Source organism: Streptomyces sp. NPDC051452, from assembly GCF_044454765.1.
In the GTDB taxonomy this organism is placed as follows: Bacteria; Actinomycetota; Actinomycetes; order Streptomycetales; family Streptomycetaceae; genus Streptomyces.
The window spans coordinates 39,384-60,820 of record NZ_JBITEB010000004.1; the positions used below are offsets into that span (position 1 = coordinate 39,384).

The 21,437-nt window shown below is 73.6% G+C and carries 24 protein-coding genes; 10 read left to right on the top strand and 14 right to left on the bottom strand.

All coding sequences use genetic code 11. The annotated features are described in order from the left end of the window. Positions 1-11 precede the first annotated feature (11 nt). Positions 12-896: an SDR family NAD(P)-dependent oxidoreductase gene (locus ACIBA9_RS12395; RefSeq protein ID WP_399362191.1), complete on the bottom strand. Its 885-nt coding sequence runs from the start codon at positions 894-896 to the stop codon at positions 12-14. Beyond that, the gene (locus tag ACIBA9_RS12400) at positions 896-1,693 is read right to left on the bottom strand and encodes an acetoacetate decarboxylase family protein (protein WP_399362193.1); all 798 of its coding nucleotides are present in this window, start codon (positions 1,691-1,693) and stop codon (positions 896-898) included. Before ACIBA9_RS12400 ends, ACIBA9_RS12395 begins: the two co-directional genes overlap by 1 nt. Positions 1,694-1,794: 101 nt before the next feature. Between ACIBA9_RS12400 and ACIBA9_RS12405 the strand changes: the two genes are divergently transcribed. The 5 genes from ACIBA9_RS12405 to ACIBA9_RS12425 all read left to right on the top strand — a co-directional run bounded on the left by ACIBA9_RS12405 (position 1,795) and on the right by ACIBA9_RS12425 (position 5,702). Further along, positions 1,795-2,433, top strand: a complete 639-nt coding sequence (locus tag ACIBA9_RS12405; protein WP_399362195.1) for a TetR/AcrR family transcriptional regulator — start codon at positions 1,795-1,797, stop codon at positions 2,431-2,433. Positions 2,434-2,555: 122 nt separating this feature from the next. Beyond that, positions 2,556-3,539, top strand: a complete 984-nt coding sequence (locus tag ACIBA9_RS12410) for a DEDDh family exonuclease (protein WP_399362197.1) — start codon at positions 2,556-2,558, stop codon at positions 3,537-3,539. 144 nt (positions 3,540-3,683) lie between these two features. Beyond that, the gene (locus ACIBA9_RS12415) at positions 3,684-3,917 is read left to right on the top strand and encodes a hypothetical protein (protein ID WP_362161955.1); all 234 of its coding nucleotides are present in this window, start codon (positions 3,684-3,686) and stop codon (positions 3,915-3,917) included. A 49-nt stretch (positions 3,918-3,966) separates the two neighbouring features. Then, positions 3,967-4,764, top strand: a complete 798-nt coding sequence (locus ACIBA9_RS12420) for an SURF1 family protein (RefSeq protein WP_399362199.1) — start codon at positions 3,967-3,969, stop codon at positions 4,762-4,764. A gap of 182 nt (positions 4,765-4,946) precedes the next feature. After that, the gene (locus ACIBA9_RS12425) at positions 4,947-5,702 is read left to right on the top strand and encodes an SDR family oxidoreductase (protein WP_399362201.1); all 756 of its coding nucleotides are present in this window, start codon (positions 4,947-4,949) and stop codon (positions 5,700-5,702) included. A gap of 80 nt (positions 5,703-5,782) precedes the next feature. Here ACIBA9_RS12425 and amaP read toward each other — a convergent pair whose 3' ends face one another. From amaP to ACIBA9_RS12450, 5 genes are read right to left on the bottom strand one after another with little or no spacing between them, the layout of a single operon-like run. Beyond that, positions 5,783-6,349, bottom strand: a complete 567-nt coding sequence (gene amaP / locus ACIBA9_RS12430; protein ID WP_399362203.1) for an alkaline shock response membrane anchor protein AmaP — start codon at positions 6,347-6,349, stop codon at positions 5,783-5,785. Between the two features lie 20 nt (positions 6,350-6,369). After that, positions 6,370-7,053, bottom strand: coding sequence for a DUF6286 domain-containing protein (locus tag ACIBA9_RS12435; protein WP_399362205.1), 684 nt, complete (start codon positions 7,051-7,053; stop codon positions 6,370-6,372). Further along, positions 7,050-7,427, bottom strand: a complete 378-nt coding sequence (locus ACIBA9_RS12440) for a hypothetical protein (RefSeq protein ID WP_399362207.1) — start codon at positions 7,425-7,427, stop codon at positions 7,050-7,052. The genes ACIBA9_RS12435 and ACIBA9_RS12440 overlap by 4 nt, the downstream gene beginning before the upstream one ends. Further along, positions 7,424-7,618, bottom strand: a complete 195-nt coding sequence (locus ACIBA9_RS12445; RefSeq protein WP_362161969.1) for a hypothetical protein — start codon at positions 7,616-7,618, stop codon at positions 7,424-7,426. The genes ACIBA9_RS12440 and ACIBA9_RS12445 overlap by 4 nt, the downstream gene beginning before the upstream one ends. A 54-nt stretch (positions 7,619-7,672) precedes the next feature. Continuing rightward, complete coding sequence (locus ACIBA9_RS12450; RefSeq protein ID WP_399362209.1) at positions 7,673-8,146, bottom strand: Asp23/Gls24 family envelope stress response protein; 474 nt, start codon at positions 8,144-8,146, stop codon at positions 7,673-7,675. Between the two features lie 87 nt (positions 8,147-8,233). Here ACIBA9_RS12450 and ACIBA9_RS12455 point away from each other — a divergent pair, with 87 nt between their 5' ends. Beyond that, positions 8,234-8,959 carry a nucleopolyhedrovirus P10 family protein gene (locus ACIBA9_RS12455; RefSeq protein ID WP_399362211.1) on the top strand — a complete coding sequence of 242 codons (726 nt, stop codon included), beginning with the start codon at positions 8,234-8,236 and terminating at the stop codon, positions 8,957-8,959. A gap of 61 nt (positions 8,960-9,020) precedes the next feature. On the opposite strand, the gene ACIBA9_RS12460 is transcribed toward ACIBA9_RS12455, so the two are convergent. The 4 genes from ACIBA9_RS12460 to ACIBA9_RS12475 all read right to left on the bottom strand — a co-directional run bounded on the left by ACIBA9_RS12460 (position 9,021) and on the right by ACIBA9_RS12475 (position 12,599). Next, positions 9,021-9,824 carry an enoyl-CoA hydratase/isomerase family protein gene (locus ACIBA9_RS12460; RefSeq protein ID WP_393900834.1) on the bottom strand — a complete coding sequence of 268 codons (804 nt, stop codon included), beginning with the start codon at positions 9,822-9,824 and terminating at the stop codon, positions 9,021-9,023. Between the two features lie 146 nt (positions 9,825-9,970). Next, positions 9,971-10,192, bottom strand: coding sequence for a helix-turn-helix domain-containing protein (locus ACIBA9_RS12465; protein WP_010355597.1), 222 nt, complete (start codon positions 10,190-10,192; stop codon positions 9,971-9,973). A 335-nt stretch (positions 10,193-10,527) separates the two neighbouring features. Next, positions 10,528-12,126 (bottom strand): ribosomal protection-like ABC-F family protein, encoded by a 1,599-nt coding sequence (abc-f, locus tag ACIBA9_RS12470; RefSeq protein ID WP_362161980.1) that lies wholly within the window; start codon positions 12,124-12,126, stop codon positions 10,528-10,530. 92 nt (positions 12,127-12,218) lie between these two features. After that, a complete protein-coding gene (locus ACIBA9_RS12475) occupies positions 12,219-12,599 on the bottom strand; it encodes a hypothetical protein (RefSeq protein WP_399362214.1) in 381 nt (126 codons plus the stop codon). 1,026 nt (positions 12,600-13,625) lie between these two features. On the opposite strand from ACIBA9_RS12475, the gene ACIBA9_RS12480 reads away from it, so the two are divergent. Both ACIBA9_RS12480 and ACIBA9_RS12485 read left to right on the top strand, forming a co-directional pair. Continuing rightward, entirely contained in the window at positions 13,626-14,516 is an 891-nt protein-coding gene (locus ACIBA9_RS12480) for a neutral zinc metallopeptidase (protein ID WP_399362216.1), read from the top strand. A gap of 87 nt (positions 14,517-14,603) precedes the next feature. After that, on the top strand, positions 14,604-15,017 hold the full coding sequence (locus ACIBA9_RS12485; RefSeq protein WP_399362218.1) for a VOC family protein: 414 nt from the start codon (positions 14,604-14,606) through the stop codon (positions 15,015-15,017). 26 nt (positions 15,018-15,043) lie between these two features. Here ACIBA9_RS12485 and ACIBA9_RS12490 read toward each other — a convergent pair whose 3' ends face one another. The 3 genes from ACIBA9_RS12490 to ACIBA9_RS12500 all read right to left on the bottom strand — a co-directional run bounded on the left by ACIBA9_RS12490 (position 15,044) and on the right by ACIBA9_RS12500 (position 18,891). Continuing rightward, the gene (locus tag ACIBA9_RS12490) at positions 15,044-16,456 is read right to left on the bottom strand and encodes a hypothetical protein (protein WP_399362220.1); all 1,413 of its coding nucleotides are present in this window, start codon (positions 16,454-16,456) and stop codon (positions 15,044-15,046) included. A gap of 355 nt (positions 16,457-16,811) precedes the next feature. Next, positions 16,812-17,939 carry an alpha/beta hydrolase gene (locus ACIBA9_RS12495; RefSeq protein WP_399362222.1) on the bottom strand — a complete coding sequence of 376 codons (1,128 nt, stop codon included), beginning with the start codon at positions 17,937-17,939 and terminating at the stop codon, positions 16,812-16,814. Between the two features lie 175 nt (positions 17,940-18,114). Then, positions 18,115-18,891 (bottom strand): class II aldolase/adducin family protein, encoded by a 777-nt coding sequence (locus ACIBA9_RS12500; protein ID WP_399362224.1) that lies wholly within the window; start codon positions 18,889-18,891, stop codon positions 18,115-18,117. A 233-nt stretch (positions 18,892-19,124) separates the two neighbouring features. Between ACIBA9_RS12500 and ACIBA9_RS12505 the strand changes: the two genes are divergently transcribed. Next, positions 19,125-20,012, top strand: a complete 888-nt coding sequence (locus tag ACIBA9_RS12505) for a lysozyme (RefSeq protein WP_399362226.1) — start codon at positions 19,125-19,127, stop codon at positions 20,010-20,012. 153 nt (positions 20,013-20,165) lie between these two features. Further along, positions 20,166-21,434 (top strand): anion permease, encoded by a 1,269-nt coding sequence (locus ACIBA9_RS12510; RefSeq protein WP_393900828.1) that lies wholly within the window; start codon positions 20,166-20,168, stop codon positions 21,432-21,434. The last annotated feature ends 3 nt before the right edge of the window (positions 21,435-21,437 follow it).

Genomic DNA, 21,437 nt, shown 5'->3' on the forward strand with positions numbered 1-21,437 from the left:
GAGGCCTCCTCTCAGTCCAGGACGAATGTCTCGAGGTACGACGGGTTCGCGCGGTCCAGCATCGAGCGCGCCCGCGCGCGGATCCGGGCGTCGCTGTGCTCGCCGGCCGGAAGCATCCAGAAGCGGTCCTCGCGGATGCCGGCCACGACGTGTTCGGCGACCTCCTCGACGGGCGTGTAGCGGATCTCCCGGCCGGCCGCGCGCATCGCCGTCTCCCACTGGTCGAGGCTGCGGTAGGGAGCCTTGCGCGGGCGTTGCTTGGCGTAGCGGGCGGGGCGGTTGCGGTAGGACTCCCACAGGCCGGTGCGCAGCATGTGCGGGCCCGGGAAGAGCACGGAGGCGCCCACGCGCGCGTGTTCGTCCCTCAGCTGGGCGTACAGCGACTCGGTCAGGGTGACGACGGCCGCCTTGGTGACGGCGTACACGGAGGCGGTCGGCAGCGGCGCGATGCCGCCGTCGGTCGACGACGTGTTGACGACATGACCGGGCCGGCCCGAATCGATCATCCGGGGCACGAAGGCCTGGATGCCGTGGAAGACCCCCCACACGTTGACGGCGAAGGCCCAGCGCCAGTCGTTCGGCTCGTGCTCCCACATGCGGCCCTCGGCGCCCGAGCCGACGCCCGCGTTGTTGCACAGGACGTGCACGGCCCCGTAGGTGGAGTACGTCGACTCGGCCAGCTCCATGACCTGTTCGCGCTCGCCGACGTCGACCACGCGCGCGTGCACGTCGGCGCCCCGCGCGCGCAGGCCGGCCGCGGCTCGTTCCAGGGCGGCCGCCTCGACGTCGGCCATGACCACCTTCAGGCCCTCGGCCGCGAAGCGGTGGGTGAGCGCGAGCCCGATGCCGCTCGCCGCGCCGGTGACGACGGCGACCTGTCCCGCTTCCAGGTCCATCAGCGGCTCCGCTCGGGCGGCGCGTCGAGGACTTGGCGCGGATCGTCGTAGCGCTGGTGGATGTACGGCAGCAGCGCCCGGGGGTCGACACGTTCGACGATCCGGCCGCGCTGCTCGCTGGTCTTCTCGCCGAGGGTGATCTCCCGCGGGCGCAGCACCGGAAGGTCGGCCACGGGGTCGTGGGGCGACTCGCGCAGGACGACCTCCCCGGCGACCCGCCGCAGCCGGCGGACCTTCTCGTGGCGCACGCAGTGCACCAGGACCGGGTCCGCGTCGAAGCCGTGACCGTCCACCGCGGGCAGGAACTTGAAGTAGAAGTCGGTCCTGGGCGCGGGCTTCGGCAGCGGCAGCTCGGCGGTGATCGTGCCGCGTATCTCGACGAAGGCGACACCGTGGCGCCTCATCGACGCGCTCAGGAGGGAGCCGTCGCGTTCGACGGTCACCTCGCCGAGCTTCTTGGGTTCCCCGAAGACCTCGCGCCCGCCGGTCAGGGCCCGCTCCTGGGTCATCGGCATGACCAGCGGGTACCAGCCCTCGACCGTGCCGTGGGCGGCGGCGACCGCGAACGAGCCCGCGCCGAGCGGCTGTCCGGGCAGGTCGACGATGCTGATGTTCACCCGCGCGAGGGGGCTGCCCGCGGGTTTCAGGGGTGGTGGCAGCACCGCGGCGACCGCGTCCGGGTCGGTCTCCCAGACGGCCACCACCCCGGTGGACCAGATCTCGGGGAGCCGTGCGCCCGCGGTGCGGGTGGCGGCGATCTCCTCCTCGGTCCGTGCGCCGTACCGTACGCGTGCCATACGCCGTACCGCCCTTCTTCTGACGGACCGTCATCTGTAACACTGTTACAGCAGTCGTCGCGAAGGGTAAAGACACACGCGGTGACGGGAGTTGGTGACGTATGCCGAGTGGACCGAGGACCGCGCTGACCCGCCGGGCGGTGTTGGACGCGGCCGCGGAAGTGGTGCGGCGGGGCGGCCCGGACGCCCTCACCATGCGCGGGCTCGCCGCCGAGTTGGGCACCGCCGTGACGTCGATCTACTGGCACGTGGGTGGGCGGGAGGCGCTGCTGGACGCCCTCGTCGAGCGGACGATGGCCGGCCTCGGCGAGATCCGTCCGTCCGGGCGCACGCCCGAACAGCGCGTGCTCGGCGTCGCGCGGGCCCTGCGCCGCCGGCTGCGCGATCATCCGCACCTGGTGGCCCTGGTGCACGAGCGGGGGCTGACCGAGCGGATGTTCCTGCCCGCCCAGCGTGCGCTGGTGGGGGAGGCGCACGCGGCCGGGCTGCGTGGCGCCCGGGCCGCCGAGTTCGTGCGGGCGGTGCAGTTCCAGGTCGTCGGGCACGTGCTGGTGGAGCGTCACCGCGAGCGGGCCCCGGCGCAGCGTCCCGGCGAGGAGGAACTGTGGGGCGCGGAGGACGCCGGGGGCGATCCCGCACTGGCCCGCGCGCTGGCCCGCCCGGCGGACACGGAACGGCTGTTCACGACGGCCGTACGGGCCCTGGTACGAGCCCTGCTGGCGCCGCACGTCGATCCGTGAGCCAAGGTGCGGCACGTGTACGCGTACCCCTGTACGACGGCCGAGCGGCCGACCGGGCCGGCGGGGGCCGGTCGGCACCTCAGGGACGGCACTGTCGGTCGTGGCCCGTATCCTCAGTGACCATGCTCGAAGACCGTGCGGCCGCAGTGCCCTCCCCCACCCGGTGGCCGACCGCGTATCCCCAGGGATATGCGGTCGTTGACGTGGAGACCACCGGCCTGGCCCGGGACGACCGGATCATCTCGGCGGCCGTGTACCGGCTGGACGCGCGCGGCGAGGTCGAGGACCACTGGTACACGCTCGTCAACCCGGAGCGCGATCCGGGGCCCGTGTGGATACACGGCCTGACGAGCGAGGTGCTCGCAGGGGCGCCGCTGTTCGGGGACGTCGCCGAGGAGTTCGCCGCCCGCCTGGCCGGCCGGGTCCTGGTGGCGCACAACGCGGTCTTCGACTGGCAGATGATCGCGCGCGAGTACGCGCGTGTGCGCAGCGAGGCGCCGGTGCGCCAGCGGCTGTGCACCATCGCGCTGTCGAAGGAACTGGGCCTGCCGCTGCCCAACTTCAAACTGGAGTCCCTGGCAGCGCATTTCGGGGTCGTGCAGCAGCGGGCGCACCACGCGCTGGACGACGCGCGCGTGCTGGCGGAGGCCTTCCGGCCCAGTCTGCTCGCGGCGGCGACGGGCGGGGTGCGGCTGCCCCTGCTGGAGTGCCGCCCGCTGACGGAGTGGTCGGACCGGCCCGTGCCCCGGCAGGCGTCGGGCGGCTACGGCGGTTACCGCCCCGGCGGTTGGCGCCCCTCCCGCAAGCGGCCCGCCTGCCCCCACCCCAACCCCGGCCGGTACGAAGAGGGCAAACGACTCAAGCAGGGCATGCGGGTGGCGTTCTCCGGCGACACCTCCACGGAGCGGGAGATGCTGGAGGACCGCGCGACGGACGCCGGGCTGCACGTGGCCACCAGCATTTCCCGGCTGACGAGTCTGCTGGTGACCAACGACCCCGACTCGGGCACGTCCAAGACGGTCAAGGCGCGGCAGTTCGGCACGCCGATCGTGGACGAGGCGGCCTTCGGGCAACTGCTCGCGGACGTGGAGCCCGCCGACGGGTGACCGCCCGAAGGCCCTCGGCGTGTCCGGCGAGGCCTCCGGCCCATCCGGCCGGACCGGACAGCTGATCGGACGAACGGGTGATTGGGCCACGACTCACCCGGCGGCCGCTCGCCCGCGCGTCGGCGACGGCTCACCCTGTGGCCCATGGCGACATGCGAAGTTTGCGGCAATGACTACGGAATGACCTTCGAGGTCCACGCGCAGGGCGCGGTACACGTGTTCGACTGCTTCTCCTGTGCGATCCATCGCATGGCCCCCATCTGCGAGCACTGCCGGGTGCAGATCATCGGGCAGGGTGTCGAGGCCGAGGGCCACTGGTACTGCGGCGCACACTGCGCCCGCGCGGAGGGAAGGACGGGAGTGGTCGACCGGGCCTGACGCGGTACCCCCCGCAGCGCACCCCCTGGCTCGGGGGTACCTTCGTGGGGTGCACCGCTACCGCTTCCTGTTGTCCCGCCAGTGGGTGATTCTCACACTCGTCGCGATCGCGCTGATACCGACGATGGTCAAGCTGGGCTTCTGGCAGCAGCACCGGTACCAGGAGCGCACCGCCCGCAACAACCTGGTCTCCTCCGCGCTGCACGCGCGGCCGGTCCCGGTCGAGCGGCTGACCTCTCCCGGGCACGTGGTGACCCGCACCGAGAAGTACCGCACGGTCACCGCCACCGGCACCTTCGACACCGCCAGGGAGGTCGTCGTCCGGCGCCGGACCAACGCCGACGACGAGGTCGGCTTCCACGTCCTCACCCCGCTGGTGCTCACCGACGGCAGGGTGGTCCTGGTCAACCGCGGCTGGATCCCCGCGAACGGCCTCCAGACCGCCTTCCCGAAGATCCCCGCCCCGCCGGCCGGCCGCACCACCATCACCGGGCGGCTGAAGGCGGACGAGACGACCGCCGCCAGCGGCATCAAGAACGTCAAGGGCCTGCCCGACCGGCAGATCATGCTGATCAACAGCGCGGAGGAGGCCCGGCGACTCGGCGCGCGGGTGCTCGGCGGTTACGTCGAGCAGACCGCGCCCGCGTCCAAGGGCGGCTCGCCGGAGCAGATCTCCGACCCCGGCAGCGAGGACGCCCCGCTGAACTACGCGTACATGATCCAGTGGTGGCTGTTCGCCGCCGCTGTCCCCTTCGGCTGGTGGTCCCTGGTGCGGCGCGAACTGCGCGACCGGGAGGAGGCCACGGCGGCACGGCAGCCGGAGGAGAGCGAACCGGCCCCCGTGTGACCGTCCCGGGCACGAGGGGCCCGCGCCTTGACACCACTCCCCCGGCGCACCACCTGATCGGCCCCTCGTCCCGCCGGGAAACCGGATCATGCGCCGCCACGCGACTTCCCGCAGGCGCTCGGCCACATCGCCCCGGTGACCACTCTCACGCTGTTCGGGGACGACGAGGCAGGATAGGGGCCATGGATCTTGGACTGAAGGACCGGGTGTACGTCGTCACCGGAGCGACGCGCGGGCTGGGCTACGCCGCCGCGCGGGAGCTCGTCGCCGACGGCGCGAAGGTGGTCGTCACCGGGCGCGATGAGCAGCGGGTCGCCGACGCGGCCGCCGAACTGGGACCGAACGCGGTGGGCCTGGCCGTGGACAACGCCGACGACCGGGCGCCCGAGCGGTTGATCGCGGCCGCCCGTGAGCACTTCGGCGGCTTCCACGGTGTGCTGGTGAGCGTGGGCGGGCCGCCGCCGGGGTTCGTCGCCGACAACACCGACGAGCAGTGGCGCGACGCCTTCGAGTCGGTGTTCCTCGGCGCGGTACGGCTCGCCCGCGCGGCGGCCGCCGAGCTGTCCGAGGGCGGTGTCATCGGGTTCGTGCTGTCGGGGTCGGTGCACGAGCCGATCCCGGCGCTGACCATCTCCAACGGGCTGCGGCCCGGACTCGCCGGGTTCGCCAAGTCCCTCGCGGACGAGCTGGGTCCGCGCGGGATCCGGGTGGTGGGGCTGCTGCCGGCGCGCATCGACACGGATCGTGTGCGTGAACTGGACGGGCTGTCGGCCGACCCGGAGGCGACCCGGGCGGCGAACGAGTCCCGGATCCCCCTGCGCCGGTACGGGACCCCGCAGGAGTTCGGCAAGGTGGCGGCCTTCCTGCTGTCACCGGCGGCGTCCTACCTCAGCGGAATCATGGTGCCGGTCGACGGCGGAATGCGCCACGGCTTCTGACACCGCCTCAGGCGACCGGACCAGCGGGGGCTCGGCACGCCATGCGGCACCCGTTCCGGGGCGCGGGGGTCCGTGCGCTGTCAGCTCACGCGTTCCGGGCGGTGTCTGCTCGAGGCCAGGCGTACCTCCGCCGGGAGTTTCGCCAGGCCCGCCGAGTCGCGTGCGTGGGTCAGCGGGCCGGACGTGAAGTCGGCCAGTGCGGTGGCCGGGTCGATGCCCGTCTCCAGCCGCAGCGAGGCCTGGATCGTCGGAGCGGAGCGTCGGCCGCGGAGGTGGACCCCGGCCCGCGCCACCCCCCGCTGTCCGGCGGCCTCCCGCGCCAGGACCGACTCCAGGGTCGCGCCGCGTACGAACGCCTCGTCGCCGTCGCCGGTGTCCACCAGGAGCTGGGTCAGCCGGCGTCGGCGCAGGATCGCGGTGAGCCACCACAGGGCGAACAGCGCGAGGAGGGCCAGGGCGGCGATGACCGCGGGCCACCACCAGCGGGCACCCCGCCAGCGCGTGCGTTCGGCCCGGCTGAGCAGGACGTCGTGGACGCCCGTGTGCAGCCACCAGTGCGGCGGCCGCACGCCGACGCCCACGGCCAGCACCGAGCCGCCCAACGCGAGCAGCAACAGCCCCGCGAGAGCGATCAGTACGCGGTTCACGCCACCGTTGCGCACTCGCCTCACCCCTTCCGTCCGGGCCGGCGGACACGCACCGACACCCCCGGCGGGTGGGCCAGCCCGAGCCCGCGGGCCGCGTCGGCGAGTACGGCGTCCAGGTCGGCGCGCACCTCGTCGAGGTCACGGAAGTGTGCGACCGCCCGGACGTCCGCCTTCCTGCGGCCCATCCGTACCCACGCGTCCCGCACACCGGAGACCTCCATGGCCCGGTCGCGCAGCGTCACGGCGGCCGCCTCGCGTCTCAGCGCGGCGCGGACCTCGGGGCGCGGGCGTCGCATCGGCAGCAGGTCGCGCAGGCCGGGGGTGACGGCCAGGCCGAGGAGCCACAGGCCGAGGGCGGTGGCGACACCGGCTCCGACCAGCACCCAGAAATCGTCGAGCGGACGCTCGGCGAGCTGCCGGGCCAGGACACGGCGCCAGCGCATCGCCGGGTAGCCGGCGCGCACGGCGACGATGTCGTACAGCAGGAGGCAGGAACCGGCCAGGACGAGCAGGGCGACGATGCCCGCGGGAATCCGGCGCGCCGACCAGAAGCGGCCACTGCTCTCGGGGAGCAGGAGCGGCGGACCGTCCGGGAAGGTGTCGTCCTGCGGGGGCTCGTCGAAGTCGTCCCGAGGAGCCTTGTCGAAGTCGAGGACCGGCGGCCGTCCGCCGTCGCTCTCGGGCGGCCGGGGCTCGCCGCTCATGACGTCCTCCGGCGCGACGCGCCGAGCACCGGTGCCGGATGCAGCCCCTCGACCCGGACGGCGACCTCCGGTGCCTCCATGTTCACCAGCGCCTCCAGCCGCTCCCGGACCCGCCGGCGCACGGCGCCGCAGCGGGCGCCGATGTCACAGGGGTACCCGAGGTCGACGCGGAGGCGGACACGGGCGGTCTCCTGGCGTACGACGACCGTGGCGTGCGGAGCGGCGGCGCCCGGGGGCAGCGGGGCGAGCGCCTCGCGTGCGGCCTGCGTGGCGATCTTCGCCACGACCCGGTCGTCGATCCGGGTGGCGCCGCGCTCGCCGGGCGCCACGAGGCCCGGGGGCGTCGCGGCGGACCGCGCGTGCACGGCGGTCACAGCTGCCGGTCGCGCCGGCGGTCACGGCCACGGAAGAAGTCACCCGGGTCCAGGTCCCCGTCCGCGAACCGCCCCACGACGAAGCCGACCGCGCCCAGGGCCGCCACCAGCACGAAGGCCCCGAAGCCGCCGAAGTACCCGGCGAAGCCCAGCGCCATCCCGGCGATCATGCCGACCACTGCCATGCTCATTCAGCGCTCCTCAGCTCGTCGGGCGGGCGCGGTCCGGCGCCCGGGGTCCGGGTCTCACTGGATCCGGGGCTCCGGCGGCTCCTCTTCCTCTTCCTCAGGCAGCTTGACGTCGCCTACCGCGATGTTGACCTCGACGACCTCGAGTCCGGTCATCCGTTCCACGGCAGCGATGACGTTCTCCCGCACGGCGTGGGCGACATCGGAGATCGAGACGCCGTACACCACGACGATCTCCAGGTCGAGGGCGGTCTGCACCTCGCCGACCTCGGCCTTGACCCCGCGGGTCACGGATTTGCCGCCGCCGGGCACCCGGTCGCGCATGGCTCCGAAGGTGCGGGAGAGTCCGCTACCCAGCGCGTGGACGCCGTAGACGTCGCGGGCGGCGAGCCCGGCGATCTTCTCCACGACGCCGTCGGCGATGGTGGTCCGGCCGCGGGTGGCCGGATCGCCGCCGCCGCGCCGGGTGGTCTTGCGGGTCGACACCTGCGGGTCCTGGTCGCCCTCGGGGGTCGTCGTCATATCGGTCATCGCCGCACGTCCCTTTCGGTGGTCGTCCTTGAACCACCGTACGCAGGGTTGCCGGACTCCGCGCCGTGGATGCGGCAGGCTGGAGGAATGACGGCGGACCGGTGGGCACAGGCGGTACGGCAGCAGGTGGGCCTCGGACGGCTGGTGCCGCTCGGCGGGCCACGCGACGGCGCGTGGATCGCGGAGGGCGCGGCGGGGGCGGTACTCGGACGGGCGGTGGCGCTCGGGATGCCGGGCGTACGGCTGGGCGCGCTGCGGATCGCGCTCGCCGATCCGGCGCAGGCGCACGAGCCCGTCGTACCGGCGCCGCCGAGCGCGCTACCGCCGGGTGCGCTGCGGGTGACGGCGGAGTTCGCGGCGACGGCGGCCGAGCCGCTGCCGGCGGTGGCCTCCCTGTTGCGGCTGACGCTGGCCACGGCCGCTGCCGAGCGGCTCGGCCTGGAGGTGACGGCGGTGGATCTGCGGGTGACGGACCTGCTGGACCCGGGTGGCGAGCCCGGCTCGGCGGTGCCCGCGCCGCACCCGGAACCGGCCCGGGAGGTCAAGGATCCGGACGAGGTCCGGGTGGCCGTGGCCGCGCTGTCCGTTCCCGGGGTGAGCGCGCTGACGGGGACGCTGGGCGGCATGGGCCGGGCGGTGCATCTGGAGATGCGCGCGGCGGATGCGGCGCTGCCGCACCGGCACGTGCGCGTGGAACTGGCCACGAGCGCGGACCACCGGGCCGTGGACGTGGCCCGGCGGGTCCGCGCCGTCGTACGCGAGGTGCTGGAGGACCGTCCGACGGTGGCGGTACTGGTCACGGCGGTGACCTAGTACAGGGCGGTCCGGGGCTCGGCGGTGCGGCCGGTCGCGGCGGGCCGGGGGGAGCTGGGAATTACTCGCCCGTGCCGGCCAGGTCGCGCAGGCGTCGGGCCTGGGCGGCGCGTTCCGCCGCACGCTGATCGTCGTACGTGCGGTCGAGGGCGCCGCGCAGCAGCGCCTTGGTCTCCACGACGGCGTCGCGGGGCGCGGCGAGCAGCGCGGCCGCCAGGTCGTGCGCGGCGGCGTCGAGTTCGTCCACGGGCACGGCGACGTTGGCCAGGCCGCAGGCCACCGCCTCCTGGGCGCCGACGAACCGCCCGGTCGCGCAGATCTCGAGCGCGCGGGCGTATCCGACGAGGCCGACCAGCGGATGCGTACCGGTCAGGTCGGGGACGATGCCGAGGCTGGTCTCGCGCATGGCGAACTGCACGTCGTCGGCGACGACGCGGAGGTCGCACGCGAGGGCCAGCTGGAATCCGGCGCCGATGGCGTGCCCCTGGACGGCGGCGATGGACACGATGTCGTTCCGTCGCCACCAGGTGAACGCCTCCTGGAACCCGGCGATGGCGGCGTCGAGCCCGGCGTCGTCACGGCGCGCGAGATCGGTGAAGGACGGCTCGCCCGGGATCCCCTCCGGGGTGAGCATCTGGCGGTCCAGCCCGGCGGAGAAGGACTTGCCCTCGCCGCGCAGCACCACGACCCGCACGGAGCCCGGCAGCGACCGTCCGGCCTCGGTGAGCGCCCGCCACAGAGCGGGGCTCTGCGCGTTGCGCTTGGCCGGGTTGGTCAGCGTCACCGTGGCGAGCGCGTCGTCGACGGTGAGCCGTACGCCGTCCTTGTCGAGTACAGCAGCGAGGTCCTGGGCGGGCGAAGCCATGGGGCGCCTCCGATGGGTGCGGTCAGCAACACGTGCCGTGGGCACGCTCGCGTGCGGGGGCACGCTTAAGTGACTGCACAGTAACCACCCGGCCGGTCTGTCCGCCGACCGGGTGGCCACCATCGAAGCCGATGGGCCGCCCGGAGTCAGGACGTCGCGGCCTTCTTGCCCCGAGTCGCTCCGCCACGCCCACGCAGGGTGACGCCCGACTCGCTGAGCATCCGGTGTACGAAGCCATACGAGCGGCCGGTCTCCTCGGCCAGCGCCCGGATGCTCGCACCGGAGTCGTACTTTTTCTTCAGGTCTGCCGCGAGCTTGTCGCGCGCGGCGCCGGTTACCCGGCTGCCCTTCTTCAGAGTCTCGGCCACCCGTGCCTCCTCATGGGAAGTGCGCTCTGGTCTCCTCATGATCACCCCTCCGGGCCCTGATGGCCACCCATTCGGCAAGGTCCGTGGGACATCGTTGTGACGACGGGAGCGCATCCCCACAAGGGGAACCGCGGATTCCGGAGTCTCGGAGCGAGGGGGCTGAACGGGTGGATCCACGAACGGCCAGGTCAGGGATGCGAAACGGCCGATCCCTTGACTGCCAAGGGATCGGCCGGAAAATCCGTGTAGGACACACCCTGCTACCAGGAGATCTCACACAGATGATGGATCACGGATCGGCCGAATGATCCATACGCCGTGGATCAGACTTTCGATCACGCCAGGGCGACGAGATCCGCGTAGTCGGAGCCCCACAGGTCCTCGACGCCGTCGGGCAGCAGGATGATCCGCTCCGGCTGGAGCGCCTCCACGGCGCCCTCGTCGTGGGTGACGAGGACCACCGCGCCCTTGTAGGTGCGCAGCGCGCCGAGGATCTCCTCGCGGCTCGCGGGGTCGAGGTTGTTGGTCGGCTCGTCGAGCAGGAGGACGTTGGCCGAGGAGACCACGAGGGTCGCCAGGGCGAGACGGGTCTTCTCGCCGCCGGACAGCACGCCCGCGGGCTTGTCCACGTCGTCGCCGGAGAACAGGAACGAGCCCAGCACCTTGCGGACCTCGACCAGGTCCATGTCGGGGGCGGCCGAGCGCATGTTCTCCAGGACCGAGCGCTCGGGGTCGAGGGTCTCGTGCTCCTGGGCGTAGTAGCCGAGCTTGAGGCCGTGACCGGGCACGACCTGACCGGTGTCGGGCTGTTCCACCCCGCCGAGCAGGCGCAGCAGGGTGGTCTTGCCGGCGCCGTTGAGGCCGAGGATGACCACCCGGGAGCCCTTGTCGATGGCGAGGTCGACGTCGGTGAAGATCTCCAGCGAGCCGTACGACTTCGACAGGCTCTCGGCGGTCAGCGGGGTCTTGCCGCAGGGGGCGGGCTCGGGGAAGCGGAGCTTGGCGACCTTGTCGGACTGTCGGACCGCCTCCAGGCCGGAGAGCAGCTTGTCGGCGCGGCGGGCCATGTTCTGCGCGGCGACCGTCTTGGTGGCCTTGGCGCGCATCTTGTCGGCCTGCGAATGCAGGGCGGCGGCCTTCTTCTCGGCGTTGGCGCGCTCGCGCTTGCGGCGCTTCTCGTCGGCCTCGCGCTGCTGCTGGTAGAGCTTCCAGCCCATGTTGTAGACGTCGATCTGGGACCGGTTGGCGTCCAGGTAGAACACCTTGTTGACGACCGTCTCGACGAGGTCGACGTCGTGGGAGATCACGATGAAGCCGCCGCGGTACGTCTTCAGGTAGTCCCGCAGCCAGACGATCGAGTCCGCGTCGAGGTGGTTGGTCGGCTCGTCGAGCAGCAGCGTGTCGGCGTCGGAGAACAGGATGCGGGCCAGCTCGATACGGCGCCGCTGGCCACCGGAGAGGGTGTGCAGCGGCTGGCCGAGCACGCGGTCGGGCAGGTTGAGCGCGGCGGCGATGGTGGCGGCCTCGGCCTCGGCGGCGTATCCGCCCTTGGTGAGGAACTCGGTCTCCTGGCGCTCGTACTGCCGCAGGGCCTTCTCGCGGGTGGCGCCGGCGCCGTTGGCGATGCGCTGCTCGTTCTCGCGCATCTTGCGGATCAGCACGTCCAGGCCGCGCGCGGACAGGACGCGGTCGCGGGCGAGCACGTCCAGGTCGCCGGTGCGGGGGTCCTGCGGCAGGTAGCCGACCTCGCCGGAGCGGGTGATCGTGCCGCCGGCGGGGACGCCCTCGCCGGCCAGGCACTTGGTCAGGGTGGTCTTGCCCGCGCCGTTGCGGCCGACGAGGCCGATGCGGTCACCCTTGGCGACACGGAAGGTGGCGTTCTCGATGAGGACGCGCGCACCGGCGCGCAGCTCGATACCGGAGGCGGAGATCAAGGACAGACTCCAGGGCGTACAGGGATTGGCGGGTGGGCGGCTGAGGACGTTCCCGCCGTCTAATGCGCGAGGAGAATGGCCATGGGCCAAGTCTAACGGGGTCGTGCAAGCGGTTTTCCTACGTCCGCGCGTTCGGGCCGTGACGCGGGAGTTCGTTGCCCAGCGGGGTGCGGTCGGGGGTTGATCCGGCCCAGGTCGTCCAGGGCCACGAGTTGGCCGGTCCAGGCGCCGTGCGCGCACGGCTGGGCGACGAGCAGGGCCGGCCCCCGGCGCAGGGCCCCTTCCGGGCGGAACGCGCAGCTCGGCCGGGCGGGGAGCATCCAGCGCAGGTCTCCGTCGGCGGTGCGGTACGCGGCGACGCGGCGCGGGGTGACGACCCCGAGGATGCCGCGCCCGAGTGGCCGCAGGACGCCGGTGCCGCCCAGGCCCCGGAGCCGGCCGGTGGCGTCGGGCAGCACGCGGTGCCAGCGCACCGAACGGCCGTCGGTGGCGGTGAGCAGGCCGTCGGTGGCGGTGAGCAGGCCGTCGTCTCAGAGCGCGATCACCTTCCCGCGCGCGGGAACCACCGCGACCGGCCGGCGCCCCAGGCGCTCGTACCGCCAGCGCGGCGCCCCGGTACGGGTGTCGTAGGCCACGACGGCGGCCCCCCGCGCGCGTTGTCCACGCGTCGGCCGGCGCCCCCGGTTCCCCGAGCAACCGGTCCCCGTAGGGCGCGGCCCGCGTGTGATGAGCCACACCGAGCAGACAGAGAAGACAGAGCAGGAGAAGCGGGCCGAGGGCACGGCGGAGGGCAGCCGGGGTGCCGCGCCGCGTGGGGGTGGGCTGCGGGGTGTCTGCGGCCGGTGACATTCGTGTGGCGGATGGGGTGTGCCGGGTGCGTGGGTCGAGGGAGGGTTGCGGGGCGAGCGGGGTCGCTGGGCCGAGCAGTCGCGGTGCCGGTGGGAAGCGGGGGGCTTCCGGGGACCGTGGGGGTGGTGGGGCGACCCCGGGGCGGTGCCCCTGTAGCGAGCGGGACGCGGGGGTCACCCGGCTCGCGACGGCGTCCCCCAGGGCACCGCCGGGTACGGCCGGTCGTGGCGGAAGGCGCTCGCCGCCGCGGCGGGGGTCGGGTGGCGATCCGGGTGGAGCGGGGCTCGGCGCTCACCGAACGGATGTCCGGGTGGGGGCAGGGCCGGAGGGAGGCGGATGCGGCGCCCGGGGAGTCGGTGCCGGGTGGCGGCACGGCGTCCGGATCCGGGCTCTGCGCGGCAGGGCGGGGGTGTGGGGTGGTTGGGCGGTGGGTTCGCCGGGGTGGAGCGGGCACCTGGTCCGGGCCCCCTTCGTCGTCCCTGGGCATGGGTCGGCCGCCGAGGCTAGCCATGCCCGGTCGGCGGGGTCGGGTGCCGGGCCGGGCTGGTCCCCCGTTCGGGTGCTCGTTCCGCGACGTCGGCGGTGGGGCGGGTAGGGATGACACCAGGCTCCGGACGCCGAGCGCGCCGGCGGGCAGAGGGCGGTGACGCGTGCAGTTCGACGACGACGCGAATCTGGACACCTCCGAGGTCCAGGACGTGCGCGGCAGCCGTGTCCCGGGGGGCCGGGCCACGATCGGCGGCGGCGTCGTCGGATTGATCGCCCTGCTGCTGGGCCTGTTCCTGGGCGTCGGCCCCGACCAGTTGGGGCTGTCCTCGGGCGGGGACGCGCCCCAGCCCACCGCCTCCTCGCTCCAGCAGGTCCAGCAGACCTGCCGTACCGGCCGGGACGCGAACACCAGGGACGACTGCCGGATCGTGGCGGTCGTCAACAGCGTGCAGGACTACTGGACGCAGGAGTTCGGGCGGCGCGGCGCGACCTACACCGGTTCGCCGACGGTGCTCTTCAGCGGCGGGATCGGCACGGCCTGCGGGGCGGCGACCTCGTCGGTCGGCCCGTTCTACTGCCCCGGGGACCGCAAGGTCTATCTGGACCTCGGCTTCTTCGACGAACTGCGCACGAAGTTCGGCTCCCGGGGCGGCCCCTTCGCGCAGGCGTACGTCGTCGCGCACGAGTACGGCCATCACGTGCAGGACCTGCTGGGCGTCCTCGACCGGTCCCAGGACGGGCTGACCGGGGCGAACAGCAACTCGGTGCGGACGGAGCTGCAGGCGGACTGCTACGCGGGCGTCTGGGCGCGGCACGCGACGACCACTCCGGACGAGTCCACCGGACGGCCGCTGATCACCAGCCTGACGACCGCCGACGTACGCGACGGCCTGGACGCCGCCGCGGCCGTGGGTGACGACCGGATCCAGGAGCGGTTCCAGGGCCGGGTGACGCCGGAGACGTGGACCCACGGGTCGGCGCAGCAGCGGCAGCAGTGGTTCCAGCAGGGGTACCGCACCGGCGACATGAAGCAGTGCGACACGTTCCGCTGAGGAGTGTCAGTGGCTGTCAGGGCTGTCGGTGGCTGCTGGAAGACTGAACGGCGGGCCACGGGAGCGGCGCGCGAAGGAGTGATCGGCATGACGGACACGGGTGCGGGACGGCCGAGCATGTACCCCTCGCTGCTGTACACGGACGCGAAGGCGGCGATCAGACAGTTGACCGAGGCCCTCGGGTTCACCGAGCTGTCGGTGTACGAGACCGAGGACGGCAAGGTGATGCACGCCGAGCTGGTCCAGGGCAACGGCGCGGTGATGCTGGGGTCCAGGGGCCGCGACGGCCGCTTCGACGCGGCGATGCGGGACGCGGGCCCCGCGGCGGTGTACGTCGTGGTGGACGACGTGGACGCCCACCACCGGCGAGCGGTGGAGCACGGGGTGGAGATCCTGACGCCCCCGACGGACCAGGAGTACGGCTCGCGCGACTACCTGGCCCGCGACGCCGAGGGCAACATCTGGAGCTTCGGCACCTACGCCCCCGAGATCGGGGCCTGAGGCCGCCCCGGGCCTCCGTGCGCCCGCTATCCCCCGGTGTGCACCTGGAAGGCGGCCCGGCGCACGGCCTTGGCCAGGGCCGGATCGGGGTGCGCGGCGGCCAGGGCGACCAGGACCTGCACGGTGCGCGGGTGGCCGACGGCGCGGACCTCGTCGAGCAGCTGGGGGACGGTGGGCTGCACCGCGGACTCCAGATGCCGGACCAGCATCGGCGCCTCGCCGTGGTCGGCGACGGCGGCGGCCGTGTCCACCCACAGCCAGGTGGCCTCCTCACGGGTGAGGGCCTCGTGGGCGTCCTCCGGGTCGACGCCGTCGTGTTCGGCGAGCCACAGCAGGGCGTACGGTCTGAGCGCCGGTTCGTCCACGACGGCCCGTACCTCGGGCTCGGCGGGGGCGCCGACGACCCGCAGCGCCTCGAAGGCCAGGCCGCGCGAGAGGGCGTCCTCGCCCCGGGCGGCCTCGATCAGCTCGGTGACGGCGCTGCCCACGGGGCGGGCGGCGAGCCAGGCGCGGTACTCGGCGCGGGCCGCGTTGGGGCGCAGCTGGGCACAGCCGCGCAGCATGTCCTCGGCGGACTGCTCGATGTTCCCGGCGGGGCTCTGCGCGGCCACGCAGATCTGCTCCAGCTTGACCCAGACCGCCCAGCTGCCCAGTGAGGTCAGCGTGGCCTGTCCCTCGCCGTAGGTCAGGGCGCCGACGGAGGCGAGCGCCCGCAGCGCCCAGTCGAGCAGGGGCGCGAGCGGGGCGTGAGCGGCGGGGGCGGCCAGGCCCGAGGGGCCGGTGGACCGCTCGGTGCCGGGCCCGTAGGGGACCTCGCAGCGCTCGGTGCGCAGTTCGGTGACCCGCTGCTGGAGCAGGTCGAGCAGCTGCTCGACCGGGACCGGCCCGGCGGACAGCTGGAGAAAGGAGAGCACCTGGGGCATGGCGGAGACGACCTCGGCGACCTCGGCCGCTTCATGGCCCCCGGGTTCGGGGTAGGCCAGCGACCAGGCGTCGAAGAGGGCGACCCAGCCGCGCAGTACGGCACTGTCGTCGCGGTCCCAGGCGCGCAGCCGCCAGCCGGGGCGCGCGCTGTCGCCGTGCACCTCGACGAGTCCGGCGAGCCGGGCGGTGTCCCAGTCCGCGCAGACCTGAGCGGCGCTCAGGCCGAGGTCGGCGGCGGCTCGTTCGGCGCTCGCCTCGGAGAGGGTGGCCTTGCCGTCGGCGGTGGCGCTGTCGCTTCCGGGGCCGAGGGCGGTGTCGGCCCAGCGGGCGACGCGGACCGGGCCGGCCAGGCGGGTGCGTGCCGTTCTGGCCAGTTCGGCGGGGGCGGGGGTGCCCTCCGGCGGCCGGGGTGCGGGGCGGCGCGGGCGCCGCTGGTTCACAGCTCTGGGGGCGGCGGCCAGGGGTCGCGGACGGACGAGTCGAAGCCTGGAGTCGCGCGGGATACGGGACGTCACGGGTGCAGTCTTCCGGTTGACGGTCCGAAAACCCAAACGGAATGTCACGGCGGGCGACGAGGCTGGCCAACGCACCGCCTCCGAAGCGGGCGCGGCAGGCGCGATCAGGCCGGCCGCGCGTCCTCGACCGGAACGGTCCGGGGCCCGGACCGGAACGGCGGGCGGGCGTGATCGAGACGGTGGGTGCGGCGGTGGCGGCGGTGAGGGCTGAGGGTGGACGACGGGCGGGCGACGGCTTGACGAACCCGGCCGGGAGGGCTGGGGAGGGCTGACGGAGACGGCGGGCGTTCGACAGGGACGAGTGACGCCCGGTCGGGTACGGCCCCGGCGCGGCAGCGGCTTCCGACGGGTGCGGTTACATCAGGGGCGTCAGGAAGCGGCGCAGGCGCTCCTCGTACTCCTTCGGGTCGGCGTTCCACATCGCCGCGTGCGGGGCGTCCGGGACGGTGTGCAGCGCCACCAGGTCGGGGCGGTGCCGGGCGAGCGCGCGCGAGTACTCCCACGGGGCCACCTGGTCGTCGGGGCCGTGGATGATCAGGGTGGGCACGGCGAGCCGGGCGGGGTCGGCGATCTCGGCGACCCGGTCGGGGTGCAGTCCGGCCCGGCCCTGGGCGGCCCGCACCGCGAGCGGCAGCAGCGACTGCGGGGTGTGGCGGGCCCGGGCGAGGGCGCGCAGCGTGGCCTCCCAGCTGAGCACCGGGGAGTCGAGGGCCAGTCCGGCGATGTGCTCGCGCACGGTGGAATGCTCGGCCGCGCGCAGCGCCATGGTGGCACCGGTGGACCAGCCGAGCAGGACGACCCGGCGGGCGCCCTGTCGGACGGCGTAGCGGATCGCCGCGTCCACGTCCCGCCACTCGGTCTCGCCGAGGTGGTTCAGCCCGTCCGGCGACCGGGGGGCGCCGAGGTCGCCGCGGTAGGCGAGCGCGAGGACGGGCAGGCGGCGGGAGTGCAGGAAGCCCATCACGTTCATGACCTGCTCGCGGGTGGTGCCCAGGCCGTGCACGGCGATCACCCAGGTGTCCCGTTGGCCCGGCAGGAACCAGGCGGGCAGGGTGCCCAGCTCGCCGGGCACGTCGACGTCGGCGTGGTCCAGGCCCAGGGCGGCGCGCGGATTGCCGACGTAGACGTTGGGGGTCAGCCACACCGCGTCGCCCGCGGCGAAGGTGCCGTGCGTGACGCGCTCCAGGCGGCGCACGACGGTGTCGGCGGTGTGCGGGGCCGAGTGCAGGACGGGCCCGACGACGGCGTGGGAGCCGTCTCCCGCGAGGCCGTAGGTGCCCGGGCGCAGGGACGCCAGGTCGCGGGTGAGCGTGATCCGGCCGGGGTCCGTGCCGTGCACGGTGAGCCGGGGCTCCGTGGGCAGCGGGCGCCCGGGAGGCGCCTTCAGCGCGGCATCGCTGGCCAGCCGCCCGGCGGCCACGGATGCCACGCCGGCGGCGAGGACGGCGGTGAGTGCGCTGGTGGTCGCTTTGGCTGGGCCCACGGCTCCAGTGTCCCGGTGGTTTTCGCCACCGGCCAGCGGAAGGGCGCCACGGAGCGCCGTACGGGTCGGCTTGCGTGGACGGGAGAGCCGGGACAGAGCGGGGAGACCGGAAAGCCCGGGCAGGCCGGACAGTCGGTCGAGGGCGCGTCGGGACACAGGACCGTGCAGCAATGGGTCACCTCCGTTGGCCGTATCCCTTCAAACGTGCCCCGGCTTCGGCCACTTGTGCCTCGGTCAGCAAGGAGGGCGTCAGCCCCGGTACCGAGGAGGCCGCCAGCCACAGACGGCACATCCATTCCAGCTGGGCGGTGCGGTCGTAGGCCTGGTCGAGGTCCGCGCCGTAGGTGATCGTGCCGTGGTTGCGCAGGAGGCACCCGGAGCGGCCGGCGAGGGCGCCGAGCATGTGGTCGGCGAGCTGCTCGCTGCCGTACGTCGCGTACGGGGCGACCCGGACGGTTCCGCCGAGGGCGCCCGCCATGTAGTGGACCGGCGGGAGTTCGGTCACGAGCGTGGAGACGGCGGTGGCGTGCACGGCGTGGGTGTGCACCACCGCGCGGGCGTCGGTGGTGCGGTAGACGGCGAGGTGCATGGGCAGTTCGCTGGTCGGCACCAGGCTGCCGAGCACCTGGCGTCCGGTGAGGTCGACGCCGGTGAGGTCGGCCGGGGTGAGCCGGTCGTAGGGCACGCCCGACGGGGTGACCAGCACGAGGTCCCCGACGCGCGCGGAGACGTTGCCGGAGGTGCCGACGACCAGTCCGTCGGCGACCGTCCTGCGCGCCGTCGCGACCAGCGCCTCCCAGACCGCCGCCACCTCCGCCACCGCGTCCGTGTCCGGCTGCGCCACCGCCTCCGCGTTCGTCTGCCCGGGGCCCGCCGTCCGGTCGCGGCCCGGTACCCCGCCCGGTTCGCGATCCGCCGCTTCCCCTGACGCGTCCCGCCGCTGATCAGCCATGCGGCGATCCTGCCAGCCGGACGGCACGGACGGCAGCCCGCGGCACCGCACGCCATCCGACGGATCCGCGACCCGCCGGTCCCGCAACCCGGAGGCGGCCGGACGGCTTACCGCCGAACGGATGGATGTCGTATGAATCACCGCATTCCGTCACCAATCCGGCATGCACCGGCCCTTGAATGATCTCTCTTGCCCGCCCGGCGATCCCTCGCCCGCCATCCCGGGGAGACCACATGGCCCGTGTACGCACTCTCGCCCGGCACCGCGCCGGTGTCCTCGTGGCGGCCACCGCGGCGCTCGCCGTCGCCCTGACCGGCCCCGCCACCGCCACCCCCGCCACCACCCCCGCCCCATCGGACTCGTCGGACCCGGGCGACCCCTACCCGAGCGACCCCGACGCGGGCATTCCCGTCGCCGGCGCTCTCGAGGCGGGCACCCCCGACGCGACCTCCGTCAAGGCGTTCACGCCGGCCCTGGCCGCACAACTGCCCCGGGGCCACGACGTGTCGTCCTACCAGGGGCGGGTCGACTGGACGGCCGCCCGGCGGAAGGGCGCGCGCTTCGTCTACGTCAAGGCCACCGAGTCCACGAGCTACCGCAACCCCCGCTTCTCACAGCAGTACGACGGCGCCCGCAAGGCCGGCCTGATCCGGGGCGCGTACCACTTCGCGCTGCCGGACAGGGCCTCCGGCACCCGGCAGGCGGCGTACTTCGTGCGGCACGGTGGCGGCTGGCGCGCGGACGGCTGGACCCTGCCGCCGGTGCTGGACATCGAGTACAACCCCTACAGCGAGAAGCACAAGTGCTACGGGCTGAGCGCGCAGCGGATGGTCCGCTGGATCCGCTCCTTCAGCGACGAGATCAAGCACGAGACCGGCCGCCGCCCGATGATCTACACGACCACCCAGTGGTGGAAGCTCTGCACCGGCAACAGCCGGTCCTTCTCCTCGTCCCATCCTCTCTGGGTGGCCCGGCACGGCACCGCGCGGCCCGGGACGCTGCCCGGCGGCTGGCGGTACTGGACGTTCTGGCAGTACAGCATCAAGGGCGGGCTGCCAGGTGACCAGGATCTCTTCAACGGGTCGCCGAGCCGGCTGCGGACCTTCGCCCGCGACCGGTAACCAAGGGACGCCTGGGCCGCCGATCGCCGCCGACCGTAAACGGAACCCCAAGCATGGATCCCGGTCACCACCACGCCCGTCCCAGTTCATCTTCCGTTCACCCAGGTTGCCTACGTTCATCCAGCCAACAACCTCGAACGATTGCCTGGGTAAATGGAAAGCTTCTCGCTGATCCTCGCGATTGTGGTCGTAACCGCACTCGCGTTCGATTTCACGAACGGTTTCCACGACACCGCGAACGCGATGGCGACCACCATCTCCACAGGCGCCCTGAAGCCCAAGATCGCGGTGGCCATGTCCGCCGCCCTCAATCTTGTGGGCGCCTTCCTCTCCGTGGAGGTCGCGAACACGATCTCCAAGGGTCTCGTCGACGAGACCGGCATCCGTCCCGAGGTCATCTTCGCCGCCCTGGTCGGCGCGATCCTCTGGAATCTGCTGACCTGGCTGGTGGGCCTGCCCTCCAGCTCCTCGCACGCCCTGATGGGCGGCCTGATCGGCGCCACCGTCGCCTCCGCGGGCTTCGGCGCCGTCCACGCCGACGCCCTGGTCACCAAGGTGCTGCTCCCGGCGGTCGCCGCGCCGATCGTGGCGGGTCTCGCGGCCATGCTGGCCACGCGCTTCTCCTACGGCATCGGCGACAAGGCCGAGAGCGAGGCCACCCGCAAGGGCTACCGCGCCGGCCAGATCGCCTCCGCCGGCCTGGTCTCCCTCGCCCACGGCACCAACGACGCCCAGAAGACGATGGGCATCATCACCCTCGCGCTGATCGCGGGCGGCGCCATCGCCCCGGGCTCGAACCCTCCCACCTGGGTGATCCTCTCCGCCGGTCTGGCGATCGCGCTCGGCACCTACATCGGCGGCTGGCGCATCATCCGCACCATGGGCAAGGGCCTGACCGACCTGGAGCCGCGCCAGGGCTTCGCCGCCCAGACCAGCGCCGCGACCGCGATCCTGGCCTCCGCCCACCTCGGCTTCTCCCTCTCCACCACCCACGTCGTCTCCGGCTCGGTGATGGGCGCCGGTCTGGGCCGCAAGGGCGGTGTGGTCCGCTGGTCCACCGCGACCCGCATGGTCGTCGCCTGGGTGCTGACGCTGCCGGCCGCCGCGCTGGTCGGCGCGGGCGCCGAATCGGTCACCGACCTCGGTGACTGGGGCACCGCCCTCGTCGCCGTCTTCCTGGTCGCCGCGAGCGCCGCGATCTGGAAGATCTCCCGCCGTGAGGTCGTCGACCACACGGACGTCGTCACCGAGACGGAGGAGCCGGCCGGGGTGGTGACCACCGCCATCGCCGCGGTGATCCCGCCTCCCACGGCCGCCGTCGCCGAGCAGTCGGCTCTCGCCTTCCCGCAGCAGGCCGCCGGCCCCGCGCAGCCCGCCGCCTCGGTCCCCGCTCCGGCGACCCCGCCGGCCGCCACGGTCTGACCC